At 32.5% G+C, this 17,785-nt stretch carries 15 protein-coding genes; 8 read left to right on the top strand and 7 right to left on the bottom strand.

Annotation, left to right across the window (positions count from 1 at the left end; all coding sequences use genetic code 11):
• Positions 1–153: 153 nt before the first annotated feature.
• A complete protein-coding gene (locus BMY33_RS06035) occupies positions 154–3,306 on the bottom strand; it encodes a UvrD-helicase domain-containing protein (RefSeq protein ID WP_091406656.1) in 3,153 nt (1,050 codons plus the stop codon).
• Positions 3,307–3,507: 201 nt separating this feature from the next.
• Here BMY33_RS06035 and BMY33_RS06030 point away from each other — a divergent pair, with 201 nt between their 5' ends.
• Positions 3,508–4,116 carry a superoxide dismutase gene (locus tag BMY33_RS06030; protein ID WP_091406654.1) on the top strand — a complete coding sequence of 203 codons (609 nt, stop codon included), beginning with the start codon at positions 3,508–3,510 and terminating at the stop codon, positions 4,114–4,116.
• Positions 4,117–4,383: 267 nt separating this feature from the next.
• Here BMY33_RS06030 and BMY33_RS06025 read toward each other — a convergent pair whose 3' ends face one another.
• Positions 4,384–6,282, bottom strand: coding sequence for an amidophosphoribosyltransferase (locus BMY33_RS06025; RefSeq protein ID WP_091406653.1), 1,899 nt, complete (start codon positions 6,280–6,282; stop codon positions 4,384–4,386).
• A gap of 105 nt (positions 6,283–6,387) precedes the next feature.
• Positions 6,388–7,317, bottom strand: a complete 930-nt coding sequence (locus tag BMY33_RS06020) for a PfkB family carbohydrate kinase (protein WP_091406651.1) — start codon at positions 7,315–7,317, stop codon at positions 6,388–6,390.
• Positions 7,318–7,600: 283 nt separating this feature from the next.
• On the opposite strand from BMY33_RS06020, the gene BMY33_RS06015 reads away from it, so the two are divergent.
• A complete protein-coding gene (locus BMY33_RS06015) occupies positions 7,601–8,677 on the top strand; it encodes a carbohydrate-binding protein (protein ID WP_091406649.1) in 1,077 nt (358 codons plus the stop codon).
• 241 nt (positions 8,678–8,918) lie between these two features.
• Positions 8,919–9,989, top strand: coding sequence for a matrixin family metalloprotease (locus tag BMY33_RS06010; protein ID WP_091406647.1), 1,071 nt, complete (start codon positions 8,919–8,921; stop codon positions 9,987–9,989).
• A 97-nt stretch (positions 9,990–10,086) separates the two neighbouring features.
• Here BMY33_RS06010 and BMY33_RS06005 read toward each other — a convergent pair whose 3' ends face one another.
• Both BMY33_RS06005 and purN read right to left on the bottom strand, forming a co-directional pair.
• Positions 10,087–10,722, bottom strand: a complete 636-nt coding sequence (locus BMY33_RS06005) for a ribonuclease H1 domain-containing protein (RefSeq protein ID WP_091406645.1) — start codon at positions 10,720–10,722, stop codon at positions 10,087–10,089.
• A gap of 2 nt (positions 10,723–10,724) precedes the next feature.
• The gene (purN, locus tag BMY33_RS06000; RefSeq protein ID WP_091406643.1) at positions 10,725–11,303 is read right to left on the bottom strand and encodes a phosphoribosylglycinamide formyltransferase; all 579 of its coding nucleotides are present in this window, start codon (positions 11,301–11,303) and stop codon (positions 10,725–10,727) included.
• Between the two features lie 178 nt (positions 11,304–11,481).
• On the opposite strand from purN, the gene BMY33_RS05995 reads away from it, so the two are divergent.
• The 5 genes from BMY33_RS05995 to pyk all read left to right on the top strand — a co-directional run bounded on the left by BMY33_RS05995 (position 11,482) and on the right by pyk (position 15,846).
• A complete protein-coding gene (locus BMY33_RS05995; RefSeq protein WP_027394586.1) occupies positions 11,482–11,715 on the top strand; it encodes an acyl carrier protein in 234 nt (77 codons plus the stop codon).
• 17 nt (positions 11,716–11,732) lie between these two features.
• Positions 11,733–12,986, top strand: coding sequence for a beta-ketoacyl-ACP synthase II (gene fabF / locus BMY33_RS05990; RefSeq protein WP_091406641.1), 1,254 nt, complete (start codon positions 11,733–11,735; stop codon positions 12,984–12,986).
• Between the two features lie 2 nt (positions 12,987–12,988).
• Entirely contained in the window at positions 12,989–13,726 is a 738-nt protein-coding gene (rnc, locus tag BMY33_RS05985; RefSeq protein WP_091406639.1) for a ribonuclease III, read from the top strand.
• A gap of 198 nt (positions 13,727–13,924) precedes the next feature.
• Positions 13,925–14,419, top strand: coding sequence for an IPExxxVDY family protein (locus tag BMY33_RS05980; protein ID WP_091406638.1), 495 nt, complete (start codon positions 13,925–13,927; stop codon positions 14,417–14,419).
• Positions 14,419–15,846, top strand: a complete 1,428-nt coding sequence (gene pyk, locus BMY33_RS05975; protein ID WP_091406636.1) for a pyruvate kinase — start codon at positions 14,419–14,421, stop codon at positions 15,844–15,846. The genes BMY33_RS05980 and pyk overlap by 1 nt, the downstream gene beginning before the upstream one ends.
• A 59-nt stretch (positions 15,847–15,905) precedes the next feature.
• Here pyk and BMY33_RS05970 read toward each other — a convergent pair whose 3' ends face one another.
• A complete protein-coding gene (locus BMY33_RS05970; RefSeq protein ID WP_091406634.1) occupies positions 15,906–16,313 on the bottom strand; it encodes a response regulator in 408 nt (135 codons plus the stop codon).
• 20 nt (positions 16,314–16,333) lie between these two features.
• Positions 16,334–17,785, bottom strand: a complete 1,452-nt coding sequence (locus BMY33_RS05965) for an ATP-binding protein (protein ID WP_091406633.1) — start codon at positions 17,783–17,785, stop codon at positions 16,334–16,336.

The following is a 17,785-nucleotide window of genomic DNA, read 5'->3' as shown; positions in this document are numbered from 1 at the left end:
TATTTTAAGTCTTTAAGCCCTTCACAAATGTGAAAAAATTGACGTATTAAGCTGAAATTTATGATTATAATTTCTATAATTACGGTACAATTATAAGGTAAAAATATTTTTTATCAGTAAATTTCTACTAGTAATTACGAAAATAATTGTTATTTATATATATTTTAAAGTGATTTCCGTATTAAAATATACTAGTATTTTTTCATTTAACTTATATCCTATTTTTTGAAGAAGCATACTATATTCTTCAAGTTGCTTCGCATGAGAAGAGCTGTATTCCCCTGTTTTATAGTCAATTATAGATGCAATCCCATTGGTGTCAATTACAACTCTATCAGGTCGATATATCCGTCCATTTGAAATAATATCTCTTTCATTTAACACTATATTATGGGCTGAAAAATATTTAAAGAGTTTTGGGTGCTCTAACACCATTTTCAACTCCTTATAAAGTGATTCTTTATCTAAATGGCTTATCAATCCTGTTTCTAATGCATTTTCTACAACACTATCTAAATCTTCATGAGTATATATTGATGCCATTAACTCATGAATTACATTTCCCTTCTCTATAGCAGATTCCTGTAATGTGTCCCAAAGTTTTCCTGAATTTGTAACTACATGTACTTTATATTTTTTTTGAGAATTCTCTAATCTTCGGAGTGTTATATTTTTTGTTTTAGAATCAGTAGCAATAGTATCTTTATTTGGCTTTTTAAGATTACCAAAATCATATACCAGTTGTTCACTATTCCATCGACCAATATGTTTTAAATAATTAATAAGTTTTCCCGAGAACTTGTTTGAGTTCGTTTCTCCTTTACTATTAATTTCTGATTTAGAAATAACGTACAATTGTTCTTCTGCTCTTGTTAAGGCAACATATAATAAATTAAAAGTATCCAACTCTAGTTGAGACTGGTGTTCTTGCACAATTTTTTCTGCTATTGAGCCATATTCTGATAACTGCTTATTATAATTAACAAACACTTCTTCAAAACCATCAAAATCATTTTTAGAAACTGGCAACCATGTTTTTGGCTCTATCTCCCTGTAAATATCAATATTTGCGTAAGGGTAAATTACACAAGGAAATTCTAATCCTTTAGACTTATGAATAGTCATTATCTGAATTGCCTCTTCACCTTCTGGAGCAATGATACTTAACTTTTCCTTTTTATGTTCCCAATAAGATAAGAAACCTACAACACCTTCTGCATTTTTTTGAGTGTACGCAAAAATCACATCTAAAAGGAATTGTACATATGCTGGTGATTCCTCCGTAAGCCTAAAACTATGTACTATATATTCTACAGCTTCATAAAAAGGTTTTACATCTAACCGATGAAAATCAAAATCTATTCCCAACAATTTAAGTTGACTACAGAAATCCTTTTTGTTTGTAAACACTAATTTCTTTAAGAAACGATGTTGGTCTTCAATAGAAAACTGTTCTGTTATAAAATTTAAAATTTTTGTTTTAGCTAGCAGTTCATCTGGATAGATAAACCAAGTAAGCATATCTATAACAAAACATACTTTAGGATCATTTTTAAGTAACAGAGTTTCTGAAGAAATAATAGAAAGCCCTCTTTCTGTTAAAAAGTCAGCAATTAAAGCTCCTTCTTTTTGTTTTCTAGTTAGGATACATATTTCGTTTAACAAATACCCTTTTTCCTTAAGCTCCAAAACTGATTCATATACTTTTTCTGGATAAATTTCATTTTCTTCTGTTACGTTCTTAGCTTCTATAAAAGAAAGTTTTACATACCCTTCTTTCTTATCATTATACTCCTGGTTATTACCCAATAGATATAATTTCTTATGTAATTCACTGCTAAAATCATTTGACAAAAAAGTAAAAAGATCATTATTAAACTTAATAATCTCTTGATGACTACGATAATTTCTAGGTAAATTTAGCACCTGTTTTTCTTCAATAGAAAATGGATTCTGATCTAAAGAAAGATCAATAAACTGTTCTGCTTTTCCTCCTCTCCATCGATAAATTGCCTGCTTAGCATCGCCTACTATTGTCAATTGTCCTCTTTTACCACTTAATGTTTCTGACGATATGGCATTATCAATTAAAGGTATAATATTATTCCATTGTAACTCTGAAGTATCTTGAAACTCATCTATAAAATAATCCCGATAACGTTCTCCTAATCGTTCATATATAAAAGGTGCTGGTTGGTCTTGAATTGCTTCGCTTATAATTTTATTAAATTCCGATATTAGTAAAATACTTCGCTCTCTTTTAATATTTTGTAGTTCCTTATTAATTAAATTAAGTACCGAAAGTGGAGTTAGATTTTTAATGATATTTTCATATAGATTTATTATCAATATCTTTTGTTTTGTGTCCAAAAAAGCTTGTTCGATCAAAGGACGTAAACTATCTATAGATTCTTTTTTATCATTCTCCAACTTGACACCATAGAACGAAGCTGTTTGAATATTCTGTTTCCAAGATGCTTTAAAATCAATATTAGTATCCCCTTTTTCTAGTTTTTTAAAATGAGCTGGAATTGATCCACGAGTAAAATCTTTATCCGCTATCTCTTTCGCATTCATCTGATCAAGAACTTCTTTAGAATCTGAAATAATACTCTTTTTAGATTCGGAAATCTTTTTAGCTAAGGTCGTTCTTAAACTCTTAAAATCTTCTGCTGTTTTACCAGAAAGGTTATCTAAGTGCATCCGGTCATTTTCGCTAAATAAAAGACGTGCTATTTTATTCAACTCTACCGTAATATCCCAATTCTTATCTTCCTCTAATTTACTTAATGCAAAATCGATAATAGTTTTTGTGAGCGCTTTGTCATCTCCCACTTTAGCTATTATAGCGTCTACTGATTCTTCTATTAGTGATTCCGTATCCATTTCAATTTCAAAATTCATAGGAATACCTAAATCCCTAGCAAATGTTCGAATCACTCGATGCGTAAATGTATCTATTGTTACAATATCAAAAGCTGCATAATTGTGCAGTATGCTTTTAAGAATTCTATTAGCTTTTTTCCTTATTGTCAGTTCATCCAATCCTGTTTCTTTGACAATATCATTTAATAAAGATCGATACTTGAGTGACGGTTCCTGATCACTAAGTCCAACCAGATTTTCTAAAACTCTAGTTTTCATTTCACTAACAGCTTTATTAGTAAAAGTAATAGCTAAGATATTCTTATAGGTTTCTTTATACTCGCCAGTAAAAAGGGCAATCAAATATGACTTGACTAACGTATAGGTTTTTCCTGCACCTGCTGCTGCATTATAAATTGTAAAAGGATATGGAGATTTCAAGTCTGTTTTTTTACTAAAGTATCAAAAAAGTGTAATTTTTAAACACGAATATCTATTAAAAATAAGTTTAGCGCAATAAGATATTAAGAAGGCATTTGAAAAAAATTCAATTTAATTAATTTATAACAAATATTAATTTTTAATTATCACTCTTATTCCTAAATTTGGTTTCATTTTTTCTTATTAACTAAAAAATAGATTATGTCATTCGAATTACCAAAATTAAACTATGCTTTTGATGCATTAGAACCTAATATAGACGCTCGTACAATGGAAATTCATCATGATAAGCACCATGCTGGATATACAAGTAAATTAAATGCGGCTATTACTGGTACAGATTTAGACGGTAAGACTATAGAAAATATCCTGATAAATCTAGATATGTCTAATGGAGCTGTTAGAAATAATGGTGGTGGTTTTTATAATCACAGCTTATTTTGGGAAATAATGTCTCCTAACGGAGGTGGAGTTCCATCTGGCGAACTAGGTGAAGCAATAAATGATGCTTTTGGTTCTTTTGAAGCATTTAAAGATGCTTTTTCCAAAGCAGCAGCAACACAATTTGGTTCTGGATGGGCTTGGCTTTGTGTTCAAGAAGGTGGTAAAGTAGAAGTTTGTTCTACTCCTAATCAAGATAATCCATTAATGCCAGGTACTGGCTGTGGAGGAAGCCCTATCTTAGGATTAGATGTTTGGGAGCATGCATATTACTTAAATTATCAAAATCGCAGACCTGATTATATTAATGCTTTCTTTAATGTAATTAACTGGGACGAAGTTTCTACTAGATATGCTAAAGGAAAATAGTATTTTAAGCACATAAAAAGAAAAAGAGTCATATAATTTATATGACTCTTTTTTTATATAATTATTTTACAAAATATTCTAAAATAAAAAAAGGTGGAAAATCCACCTTTTTTTGCCCCAAATCTACCATGAACTTAACCTACTTATGCTATGGCTCTGCTAATATATAGCGTTATTTCGTTGCGCAAAAATGTTTTAGATGAAAGGTCGAAATATTTGTTGAACTACACAAATTAACTGATTTTAACAACAGCATTTTTTGTTTTTTTAATATGCACGCTCGTTTTTACCTTCAAAGAAGTTTATAAAAGCCTTATTTACAACTCTATTCCCTCCCGCAGTAGGATAATCACCTGTAAAATACCAATCACCTAGATTTTTAGGACAAGCTACATGAAGGTTATCTACTGTTTGGTAAATGATCTTTATTTCTGCATTAACAGTTTCATCAGAAAGCAACTCAGCTATTTTATCACTTATTTCCTGATCCGTAAAACCTTCATATATTTCCTTCACAAAATTCTGAACATCTTCATCAGCTAGATTTTCTTGCGCCTTACATTTTTCATATACCTGTTCTACTAAATCGTAATTACCATTTTCTTTTAATAAAGCTAACGAAGCCTTAAAAGCAATAAGCCCTTCTAATCTAGCCATATCAATTCCATAACAATCAGGATAGCGAATCTGCGGGGCAGAAGATACTACGATAATCTTTTTGGGCTTCAATCTATCAAGCATTTTGATAATACTCTTTTTCAGAGTAGTACCTCTTACAATACTATCATCTATAATTACCAAGTTATCTTCTGATTTTACCACCCCATACGTAACATCGTATACGTGAGCTACTAAATCATCCCTGCTACTATCTTCAGTTATAAATGTTCTCAGTTTAGCATCTTTAATTGCTAATTTTTCTGTTCGAAGCCTAGCAGAAAGTATTTCTGACAACCGATCATCTGTTAATGAATCCTTCTCAGAAAGTATTGTTTCATTTTTTTGTTTATTTAATTCATCCTGTGCTGCCTCGACCATACCATAAAAAGATGTTTCTGCAGTATTAGGGATAAAAGAAAACACCGTATTGACTGTATCGTGATTAATTTCCTTTAGCACCTGTGGCATTATAAGTTTACCAAGTTTTTTTCTTTCTTCGTAAATCTCAGCATCACTTCCTCTAGAAAAATAAATACGCTCAAAAGAACATGCTTTTCTTTCTAAGGGATCTATAATTTTACTTATAGATGTTTTCCCATCCTTTTTTACAATAATAGCTTTTCCAGGATCTAATTCTATCACTTTATCAAAAGGAACATTAAATACAGTTTGGATCACTGGTCTTTCTGAAGCAACCACAACAACCTCATCATCTTGATAATAATAAGCAGGTCTTATTCCGGCAGGATCTCTAAGTACAAAGGCATCACCATGTCCTAACATTCCGGCCATTGCATATCCTCCATCCCAATCTCTCGAAGATTTTTTAAGTATTTTGGCAACGTTTAATCTTTCTACAATTTGTGGAGATGCATCTACTTTGCTAAACCCTTCTTTTTTAAGTTTCTTATACAACTTAGCTACTTCAGAATCTAAAAAATGTCCTATTTTCTCCATCACAGTAACGGTATCCACGTGATCTTTCGGATGCTGACCTAATCGCACCAAATTATCAAATAGCACATTATTATTAGTCATATTAAAGTTACCCGCCACGATAAGATTACGATGCATCCAATTATTTTGTCTCAAAAACGGATGGACGCTTTCTACGCTGTTTTTTCCAAAAGTACCATAGCGAACATGACCTAAAAGAACCTCTCCTATATATGGAATGTTTTTTTTCTGTAAATCAACATCATCCGCATACTCTGGATGTTCAACAAGTTCCTTATTAATTCTATCATTAATCTGAGAAAATATATCCTGGATTGGTTGAGACTCGCTAGAACGAACCCTACTTATGTATCTTTCACCTGGAGCTGTATCTAATTTGATACTTGAAAACCCAGCTCCATCTTGTCCACGATTATGTTGCTTTTCCATCATCAAGTACATTTTATTAACTCCATAAAATGCACTTCCGTATTTCTCCTTATAATACTCTAATGGTTTTAGTAGTCTAATAAATGCTATTCCGCATTCATGTTTTAAGGCATCACTCATTGTATTCCAAAAATTCTATTGTTGTGTTTGTTTTATCGTAGGTCTACTATTAATAGCCAATTAAAAAAGCCCTTACACGAAACGAGCAGGGCTAATTATTTATCATTAAGACAATTCTATTTCAAATTGCGTTAGTTCCTTAAATTGTTGAAGTCGTTTCTGAACTTCTTCCCGCTTTAGATTTTCCATTCTTTCCGTTCCAAATTTCTCTACACAGAAAGAAGCTAAATTAGAAGCATGAATAATCGCTTTCTTCATACTCTCAAAAGAAAGATCTCCCGTTTTAGTCAAATACCCTGCAAAACCTCCTGCAAATGTGTCTCCAGCTCCAGTAGGATCAAAAACTTCCTCTAATGGTAATGCGGGAGCAAAGAAAATTTGACCATTATGAAATAACAGTGCACCATGTTCTCCTTTTTTAATTACAACATATTTGGGTCCCATTTTTTCTATTACTCTTGCCGCCTTAACCAGCGAATATTCACCACTTAATTGTCTTGCTTCTTCATCATTGATAGTAATAACATCTACTTTTGCAATTACTTTATGTAAATCATTAATAAACGCATCCTCCATCCAAAAGTTCATAGTATCTAATATCGCTAACTTAGGCTTTTCATTAAACTGTTCAAGAACACTAAGCTGAACTAAAGGGTTTAAATTGCCTAATACTACAATCTCAGCATCTTTATAATTATCTGGAACGACTGGTTGAAAATCTGCAAGTACATTTAGTTGTGTTTCTAAGGTATCTCTAGAATTTAAATCATTATGATACTTACCTCTCCAGAAAAAAGTTTTTCCACCTTCTACAACTTTTATGGCAGAAGTATCAATATTCTTTTCTTCTAATGTTTTAAAATAGTCTTTAGGAAAATCTTCTCCGACAACAGAAACAATCGCAGATGGAATATTAAAGTTAGAAGCAGAAAGTGCGATATAAGGCGCTGCCCCACCTAAAATTTTATCTGTTTTGCCAAAAGGGGTCTCTATTGCATCAAAAGCAACAGAACCTACTATCAATAATTTGCTCATAAAATAGCTTATAATTTTTTTGCAAATATACGCTTTACTTTTAAGTAATTATATGATTGTAATAAACTTGATTACTTGAACAATCTTTATGTGTCCAAAAGAGTCTCATGTTCTTTGGTATTGGCTTTTCATAACCCAAACGCCTTCCAAAAATTTACTTATTACAATACACAATAAGTACATAAATATAATCTTTCGTAGAAGTATTCAAAAATTGAAAAATGTAGGGTCTTTATGCTCTCAACTGTTTTCTATATAACTAATACACAAACTTTATATTATTATGAAAAAAACCAAATTAACTAAACTAGTTTTAACAACTTTGATTTCATTTTCTTTATTTAATTGTGAAAAAAATTCTGAAGATGTTTTTGAATCGAATCAAAATGCAGCTGCAAAATCAGCTCACGTATGTATCGAAAAATGGAACACAGGCGACAACAATTCTAAAGCTGCTAGTCTAAAAGCCAAACAATGGCAAACTGGTCAAACTATCCGAGTAAAGTTTTTAAATGGAAATAACTTTGTTCAATCTAAGGTAAGGCAATATGCAGTAGAATGGGAAAATCACGCAAACATTAAATTAGAATGGGTCGGTTCTAATAGTAGCGCTAATATTAAAATTGGCTTCAGAGAAGGCCAATTTGCAAATGACGGAGGATCTTGGTCATATCTAGGAACCGATTCGAATAATCAAGCGCACAGTATGCATTTTGGGTGGTTTAATAATAACACTTCCGATACAGAGTTTAGAAGAACTACCATTCACGAATTCGGACATGCACTTGGTCTAATTCACGAGCATCAAAATCCTGTAGCTGGTATAAACTGGGATAAAGAAGCTGTATACGCATACTATGCAGGACCACCTAACAACTGGAGTAGAGATCAAGTTGATAACAATCTTTTTAGACGTTATGATGCCAATATTTCGAACTACAGTGTATATGATCCAAAATCTATTATGCATTATCCTATTCCTGCAGAACATACTACAGATGGTGTTGCTGTAGGAAGTAACACCCAGCTATCCGCCACAGACAAGTCTTTTATAGCCTCTATTTATCCGGGTACTACTACTGGTGGAGGCAACTGTGATGGTGTTGCGGCATATAATAATAGTACTTCTTATTCTGTTGGAGATAAAGTAACGTACCAAGGAAATCTATATCAAAGAACTGCAAATGGATGGAATAATCTTGGAGCATGTGATAGTGTTCCTAGTACTGACATATGCGATGGTGTATCGGCATATAATGGCAGTACATCTTATTCCGTTGGAGATAAAGTAACTTATCAAGGTAATCTATATCAAAGAACTGCAAATGGGTGGAACAACCTTGGGGCATGCGGTAGCTAATAGAGACCAAAACTTATTGCTTAAACACCAATATTACAAGTGATAAAAAATACCCTGTTGTTTTATACTTCGGGGTATTTTCATTCAATTTTAACTATTGTAACAACATTAACATAAATCAATAATTTTATAATTTTACCGTAATAATTTTACTGTTAAATTGCATTTTCTTTCAAAAAAACTTGTTTTCTTACTAAAATTGTGTTAATTTTATGAAATATTTAACAAACTCAACTACATTATGAAAACAAATAACTTCGCCAGACTAGCTCTGGCTGCACTTGTCTCATTTTCTCTTTCAAATTGTGATAAAGATACAGAAGACGTTTTTGAAACGGATCAAATTGATTATGCTAAAAGTGCACATGTATGTATTGCTAAGTGGGATTCTCCTTATGGTGCAAAAGCTACAAGTGTTAAGGATAAACAATGGGAAACAGGCCAAACTATTCGAGTAAAATTTTTAAATGGAAGCAGCTTTGTTCAATCAAAGGTTAGACAATATGCTGTGCAATGGGAAGATCATGCGAATCTTAAGTTTGAATGGGTTTCTTCAAACAGTAGTGCAAATATCAAAATTGCTTTTAGAGAAGGTGAATATGCAAATGAAGCAGGCTCATGGTCATATTTAGGAACTGATTCTAACGACTTTGCACATAGTATGCATTTTGGATGGTTTAATAATAATACAACTGACGCAGAATTTAGAAGAACAACAATTCATGAATTTGGACACGCGCTGGGATTAATCCATGAGCACCAAAATCCTGTTGCAGGAATTAATTGGGATAAAGAAACTGTTTACGCATACTATGCTGGACCACCAAATAATTGGTCTAGAGCTCAGGTTGACAACAATCTTTTTAGACGTTATGAAGCTAGCATCACTAATTATAGTACATATGATCCACTATCTATTATGCATTACCCTATTCCTGCGGAGCATACATTAGATGGAGTTGGTGTAGGTTCAAATAATAATTTATCAGCAACCGACAAATCTTTTATTGGTACCATCTATCCATTTCCTGCTACAGGTGGTGATCCCTGTGATGGCGTAGCTCCATATAATGGTAGCACTTCATACTCTACTGGAGATCAAGTAACTTATAACGGAGATTTATACCAAAGAACTTCTACTGGATGGTCGAATCTTGGAGCCTGCGGTGCTGTTAGTACTGATCCATGTGATGGAGTAGCTCCATATAATGGTAGTACTTCGTATTCTACTGGAGATCAAGTAACTTATAACGGAGATTTATACCAAAGAACTGCTTCAGGATGGAGTAATTTAGGACCTTGTGGTGGATAAAAATCATTCACAAAACAAGTAAAATATTAAAAAATGCCCTGAAAAAAACTTCAGGGCATTTTTTTTTAACAATAGTAATTAGATACTATTCGGAATTTTATTTCCTACCAAAATCAGCTGGAATTTCTCCCCACGCTTTGGTCTCCCATTTTACAATTTTAGTCTTGTATTTATTTTCTTTAAGCCAAGTAATCGCACGATCTACAAGATCAAACATTTCTTTATTCTTTGAATTACTTGGTAATTTTGTCTTACATGTTTTCTTTTGTACCCAACCCATAGCAATCCTAGAATCCGTATATAAAATTCGATCACTTCCTTTTTTCTTTAGATAGGCTAGCCCATGAACTAAAGCCAAAAACTCACCTATATTATTTGTCCCTTGAGGAAAAGGGCCTTGATGAAAGAGTTGTTTTTCTGTTTGTGTATCCACACCCCTATATTCCATCTTGCCCGGATTTCCGCTTGACGCGGCATCTACTGCAATAGAATATAAGTTTGGTTCTCCTATCTTTGCTAATTGTTCCTTAGTAAGGGAAGATTTAGGTTTACTTTTTCCTTTATAATCTTCATAATCTCCATTGTACGCTTTTTTTGCTAAATCAAAAGATTCAAATGACTTGAATTTTGCACTAGCGTATCCTTTTACGGCTGCTTTACAATCATCCCATTTGGTATAGATTCCGGGTTTGTGTCCTTCCCAGACCACATAAAACTTTTCCTTTTTTGCCATAATTATTTATCTTCTTCAGAAAATAAAAGTTCTTCTATAACGACGGGAAAGTGTTTATATTCTAATTGATGAATCGCCTTAGCTACGTCTTCAGCACAGAAATCTTCTTCTACAGGAGTTTTTGCTTGAAAAATAATTCCACCTTCATCATAATGTTCATTTACATAATGAATGGTAATACCCGTTTCTTTTTCCTTATTTCTTACTACTGCTTCATGTACATGATTCCCATACATACCTTTTCCTCCATACTTTGGAAGTAATGCTGGGTGGATATTAATTACCTTATTAGTAAAAACATCTATAATTTTTTTAGGAAAAATCCATAAAAACCCTGCTAATACAATAATGTCAGGTTTTGCGTCCTTTAATATATTTAGAACATCATTAGAATCATAAAATGACTCTTTGTCAAAATGCAACGCCTTTACCTTCAGGTCATGAGCACGTTTCAATACTTTGGCACGCAGGTTGTTAGAGAATACATGTGTAACCTCTACGTTTTTACGTTCTTGAAAGTATTTAATTATATTTTCGGCATTGGTGCCGGAACCGGAAGCAAAAATTATGATACGCTTCATAAATAGAGTTGTTAAATTAGAGAGCACAAAAAAAATAATTATTATCCATTTTTAGGTAGCAAAAAGCCAATACTTCCATATATTTGATAAAATACAAATACATTTTTAGCGGATTGTGGGGTTTTAAAATAAAGTTTTTTATTTTTGCCACCTAATTAAAAAATTAAAATTAAACATTATGTCAGACATTGCATCAAGAGTAAAAGCGATAATCGTTGACAAATTAGGAGTAGACGAAAATGAGGTTGTAACTGAAGCTAGCTTCACAAATGACCTAGGCGCTGATTCGTTAGACACTGTAGAATTGATTATGGAATTCGAAAAAGAATTCGATATTCAGATTCCAGATGATCAAGCTGAAAACATTGCAACAGTTGGTCAAGCAATATCTTATATTGAAGACGCAAAGTAATAACTTCACAACACAATATGAATCTTAAGCGAGTTGTAGTCACAGGACTAGGGGCATTAACGCCTATCGGTAACAATATTGAAGAATATTGGGATGGATTAGTAAATGGCAAAAGCGGTTGCGCACCTATTACATATTTCGATACCGAACATTTCAAGACTAAATTTGCTTGCGAAGTCAAAAATTATAATCCCACAGATTATTTCGAAAGAAAAGAAGCACGTAAACTTGATAAGTTCGCGCAGTACGCTATTGTTTCTTCAGAAGAAGCAATAAAAGATGCTGCTATTGACCTTGAGAAGGTTGATAAATTTAGAGTTGGTGTTATCTGGGGCGCTGGTATTGGTGGATTAGAAACTTTTCAGGAAGAAGTAATTGGTTATGCCAATGGAAATGGAACACCTCGTTTCAATCCTTTCTTCATTCCAAAAATGATTGCCGATATCGCTCCAGGACATATTTCTATTAGAAATGGTTTTATGGGACCTAATTATACCACAGTTTCGGCTTGTGCATCTTCTGCCAATTCAATGATTGATGCTTTAAACTATATTCGTTTAGGGCATTGTGATATCATTGTTACAGGAGGAAGTGAAGCAGCAGTTACTATTGCTGGTATGGGAGGATTTAATGCTATGCATGCATTATCTACAAGAAATGAGAGTCCAGAAACTGCCTCAAGACCTTTTGATGCTACCAGAGATGGTTTTGTATTAGGAGAAGGTGGTGGAGCTCTTATCCTTGAAGAGTATGAACATGCAAAAGCGCGCGGTGCAAAAATCTATGCAGAGGTTGTTGGTGGCGGAATGTCTAGTGATGCTTATCACATGACTGCCCCTCATCCAGATGGGATCGGAGTAGAGCGTGTAATGCTTAATTGTTTAAGAGATGCAGGTGTAAAACCAGAACAAGTAGACGCTATAAACACTCATGGAACATCTACTCCTTTAGGAGATGTTGCAGAATTGAAAGCAATTACTAAAGTTTTTGGTGATCACGCACCTAACATGAACATAAATTCAACAAAGTCTATGACTGGACACTTACTTGGTGCAGCTGGAGCTATAGAATCAATTGCTTCTATACTTGCTATGCAACACAGTATAGTTCCTCCAACAATCAACCACACAACGGTAGATGAGAACATAGATAACAGATTGAATTTAACCTTAAACAAAGCTCAAAAGCGTGAGATTACTTATGCTATGAGTAACACATTTGGCTTCGGAGGTCATAATGCTTGTGTATTATTTAAAAAACTAGACGAATAATAATGAGTGTTATTCGCAACATATTAAATTCCCGCTCTGATAAGAACGGGAATTTTTTTTCTAAAATTCAAAATATAGTAGGCTTTAAACCAAAAAGTATTGGTCCTTACGAAAAAGCTTTTACGCATCGATCTCTAAACCTCAAGGATAAAAAAGGAAATGCCGTTAATTACGAAAGACTAGAGTTTCTTGGAGACGCTATGCTTAGTAGTGTTATTGCCGCTCATTTATTTAAAGAAGTTCCTGAAGGTAATGAAGGCTATCTTACTAAGATGAGAGCTAAGGTAGTAAGTAGAAAGCACCTAAACGAACTAGGAAAAGATCTTAAATTAATTGAACTAGTTAGAACCAATATTCCAAAATCTCAATTTGGTATAAATATTCATGGTAATCTATTTGAAGCATTAATTGGTGCAATTTATCTAGATCGAGGATTTGTTTATTGCGAACGTTTTATACACGAATCAGTAATTAATCCTTATGTAGATATAGAAAGTCTAGAAGGACAAATTATTAGCTACAAAAGTTTACTGATAGAATGGTGTCAAAAGGTTAAAAAGAATTTTAACTATGAAATCTATGAGGATACCGGAAAAGATGAAATGAAACATTTTGCAGTAAAACTATGGATAGATGAAAAGGTAGTTGCTAAAGCAAGAGCAACTTCTAAGAAAAAGGCCGAAGAAAAAGCATCTAAAAGAGCCTATTTTGCATTTCAGTCTAAAATTAATTTCCCATAAAATTTAAGCTTTCTTTTATTTCTGTTCTAAAAAGGTGTTAATAGATTATAAAATTGTCATTTTACCCTCTGTTTTACTTGTGCTTACCTAAAAGATACTAACTCAATCGTTTTCGTACAATATCTTTATCTTATATTAAACTTCTAAGGAGATTTTATTTGTATATTTCTCGATAATTCTGGAAAAATATAAATTTTCATGGCAATCCAAAGGTTAATTTTAGATACCATAGAGGATGATGATTATGATCTAATTGCCATCCATAGTTCGCTTGCTTCGTATCGATTGGCTTTTGCGTTAAATAAGTATATGGATCTTAGACTTTTCAGAAAAAATCAAGATATAAAATTTGAATATGATACACAAGCAGCAAGTTTTCCGTTGTTTCAATATCATGATCATTTTCAATATAATACTTATAGTCTTTTGGGAAATAAGTTTAGAATCAAAATTAAATCAGACACATCGCCAGCAGAAGGATTATTTGCTGATGCTGTAGAAGAACGTTATACTACTAAACATCTAATTCCTGAATTAAAGAACGTGGATTACTTTTTGAAAATAGAAGCTGAAACTTCTCTATTCTCAAGTAAATCATTAACTACTAATCTACTTACTATACCACAAATTATTACAGCTTATGTAGTAGATTATACTCAACTAAAATCAAAGAACAACTTAATATTTGAATAATGCCAAAAACTAAAAAAACTAAAATAGTGGCAACACTTGGACCTGCTACCAGTACCAAAGATGTATTGAAAAAAATGCTAGATGCAGGTGTAAATGTTTTTAGAATTAACTTTTCTCATGCTGACTATGAAGATGTAAAAGAACGTGTTAAAATGATACGTGATTTAAGTTCTAAACATGGCTATAATGCAGCTATTTTAGCGGACTTACAAGGGCCTAAGCTACGAGTTGGTGTCATGAAAGGCGATGTCATTGTAAATGATGGTGATCTTATTAATTTTGTTACAGGAAAACCTTTTGAAGGCACCTCAGAAAGTGTTTATATGAACTACGAAAGTTTTCCTAAGGATGTAAAATCTGGTGAAAGAATTTTACTAGATGATGGAAAATTAATTTTCGAAGTAGTTTCATCTAATAATAAGGATACTGTAAAAACTAAAGTGATTCAAGGAGGACCTCTTAGATCTAAAAAAGGAGTTAACCTACCAAACACTAGTATTTCCTTACCTGCTCTTACAGAAAAAGATATTAAGGATGCTATTTTTGCTTGTAGTCTTCAAGTTGATTGGTTGGCATTATCTTTTGTACGTCATGCCCAGGATCTTATAGAATTACAAGACCTTATAAAGAAACATACTGAGCATAAAATCCCTATTGTTGCAAAAATTGAAAAACCTGAAGGTGTAGAAAATATTGATAAGATTGTCGCTTATTGCGATGGTCTTATGGTAGCAAGAGGTGATCTTGGAGTAGAAATTCCTGCTCAAGAAGTTCCTCTAATCCAGAAAAAATTAGTTTTAAAGGCTAAAACTGCTAGAATACCTGTGATTATTGCTACTCAGATGATGGAAACCATGATCGACAGCTTAACACCAACCCGCGCAGAAGTTAATGATGTCGCTAATTCTGTGATGGATGGTGCCGATGCAGTTATGTTATCAGGTGAAACATCTGTTGGTAAATATCCAGTGCAGGTTATTGAGACCATGACCAAAATAATTAATAGCGTTGAAAACTCTGACCTAATTCAGGTTCCTCAAAGCCCACCTCATATCAGAACAAATAGATTTATTACTAAATCTATTTGTTACCACGCAGCACACATGGCAAATGATATTGAAGCTAAGGCAATCTGTACTTTAACTAATAGTGGATATACTGCTTTCCAAATTTCTGCATGGAGACCAGGAGCTCATATTCTAGTTTTTACCAGCAATAGAAGAATACTTTCTCAGCTTAGTCTTCTATGGGGAGTAAAGGCATTTTATTATGATAAATATGTAAGTACGGATGAAACAGTACAAGATGTTAACAATTTAGCTTTAGAACGTGGTTTTGTTCAAAAGAATGATATGTTAATTAATCTTGCCGCTATGCCTGTAGCACAAAAAGGAATGGTAAATACATTAAGAGTATCTCAAATGTAATTATCTGATACTATATTATTATTAAAACAAAAGGCTTCTTAATTAGAAGCCTTTTGTTTTCAAACTATACTAAAGATTGATTCCAAATCCTCAATCGTTACTGGTTTTATTAAATAGTCCTTTACACCTTTCATGTTTTTTGCCTTAGTAATATCAAGTGGATTAATGGAGGAACTTACAATATATAGTGTAATTACTTTCCCGAAATTATTTTTAATACTAATGAATTTTTCTAAAAACTCCCATCCATCCATAACTGGCATGTTAAGGTCTAAAAAAATTATTTCAGGAATATTCTCTTCACTTACGTTAGTTAAAATAGCTTCAAAATAACTCAAAGCTTCTTTTCCATTTTCAAAAACCAATAAATTTTTACAAAGCTGTTTTGCTTCGATTATTCGTTTCACTAAATTAACATAAACACTATCGTCATCGATAATGCATGCCAATCCTATTTTATCGCCCATTATATAAGATTTATGTGTGTTTAAAATTCAACAGTAAAAATAGTCCCTTTATCTACTTCACTTTCTACTCTTATTGTTCCATCCATTGACTCTACTTGATTTTTTGTTAAAAATAATCCGATTCCAACAGCATCTTTATTGTAATGGAAAGTTTTATACATCCCAAAGACTTTCTCTTTAAAAAGTTTCAAATCAATTCCCACTCCGTTATCAGAAACTTTTAGGAACTTATTTCCATCATTCATATATGTTTTTATTGAAATGATAGGGTCTCTATCTGGATGTTTATATTTTATTGCATTGGTTATTAAATTGAGTAAAATACTTTCTAGATAAGCAGGTATATAGTCAATCTTTTCTACTTCATTAAAATCAGATCGTATTTGAGTTTTGCTATTGCTTATCATATGACTGATTCCATTTATTACCAATTTTAAGGCATCTTTAAATTTTACAGGTACTCTTTCTTGTTTATTATTGGTCTGTATTGTAACAATCTCATTTAAATGCTCTATTGTAGTATTTAGATTTGTAGAAATTGTCTTCACTTCTTTAATTAACCCTTCTTTTTCTTTAGGGTCATCAATATCTTCTATAAGCTGAACTAACAAGGACAAATTGCTTGTATGTGATCTAAGATTGTGAGAAACGATATGTGCAAAATTAAATAGCCTAGAATTCTGACCTGCAATAATATCTACAGATTTCTGCAAACTGATTTCCTTTCTTTTTATATCATCAATGTCTTGAAAAACTCCCCGGATGCCTATTATTTCTTTACTTTTATTATACATTGGCTTTCCGATAGCTCTCGCCCAAAATTCTCTTTTGTTAGCGGTTACCATTTTTATTTCAGTATTAAATGGAGTTCCCATCATGGCGCAATTAAAAAAGCAATCTGCTGCCAATTGTCTATGTTCTTCAGAGTAATAGTTCGCCGAGTCTTTTAATGAAGGACTATAGTCTTCAGGATATTCTAATATCCTATATGTCTCAAAATCCCAAGAGCTTTCTTTTTTATGAAAATCTACATACCAACTGCCAGTAGAAGTCATCTGAGCAGTTTCTTTATAATAGAAATTATCTTTTTTGATAGTCTTGTCTGACTCTAACTTTATTTCAAAGAAAAAAACAAAACTAGTTTCTGCCTTAATATTTACTGGTAAAGCATCGTTAGTTACACATCGAAATAATTGATAATTCCCTTGAGCATTTAATATTTTAATGTGTTGTTTAAAATTTACCGTATTAATACGATAGTTTAAGAAATTATCCCTGAATACATCTACATCTTCTTTGTGAATAAGATGCTCTAAAAAGTAATCAAAATTTGATTGAATAGTATCTTTAGAATATCCAAGAATTTCATAAAATCTTTCTGACCAATTTTCCCTATACGGATCGCTATGCAGCTCCCAATAACCCGTATTGAAGTCTTGCATTACATTATTAAAAAGTTCATTCTGGAGCAT

Source organism: Aquimarina amphilecti (assembly GCF_900109375.1).
In the GTDB taxonomy this organism is placed as follows: domain Bacteria; phylum Bacteroidota; class Bacteroidia; order Flavobacteriales; family Flavobacteriaceae; genus Aquimarina; species Aquimarina amphilecti.
This window is presented reverse-complemented; position numbering and strand designations above follow the sequence as displayed.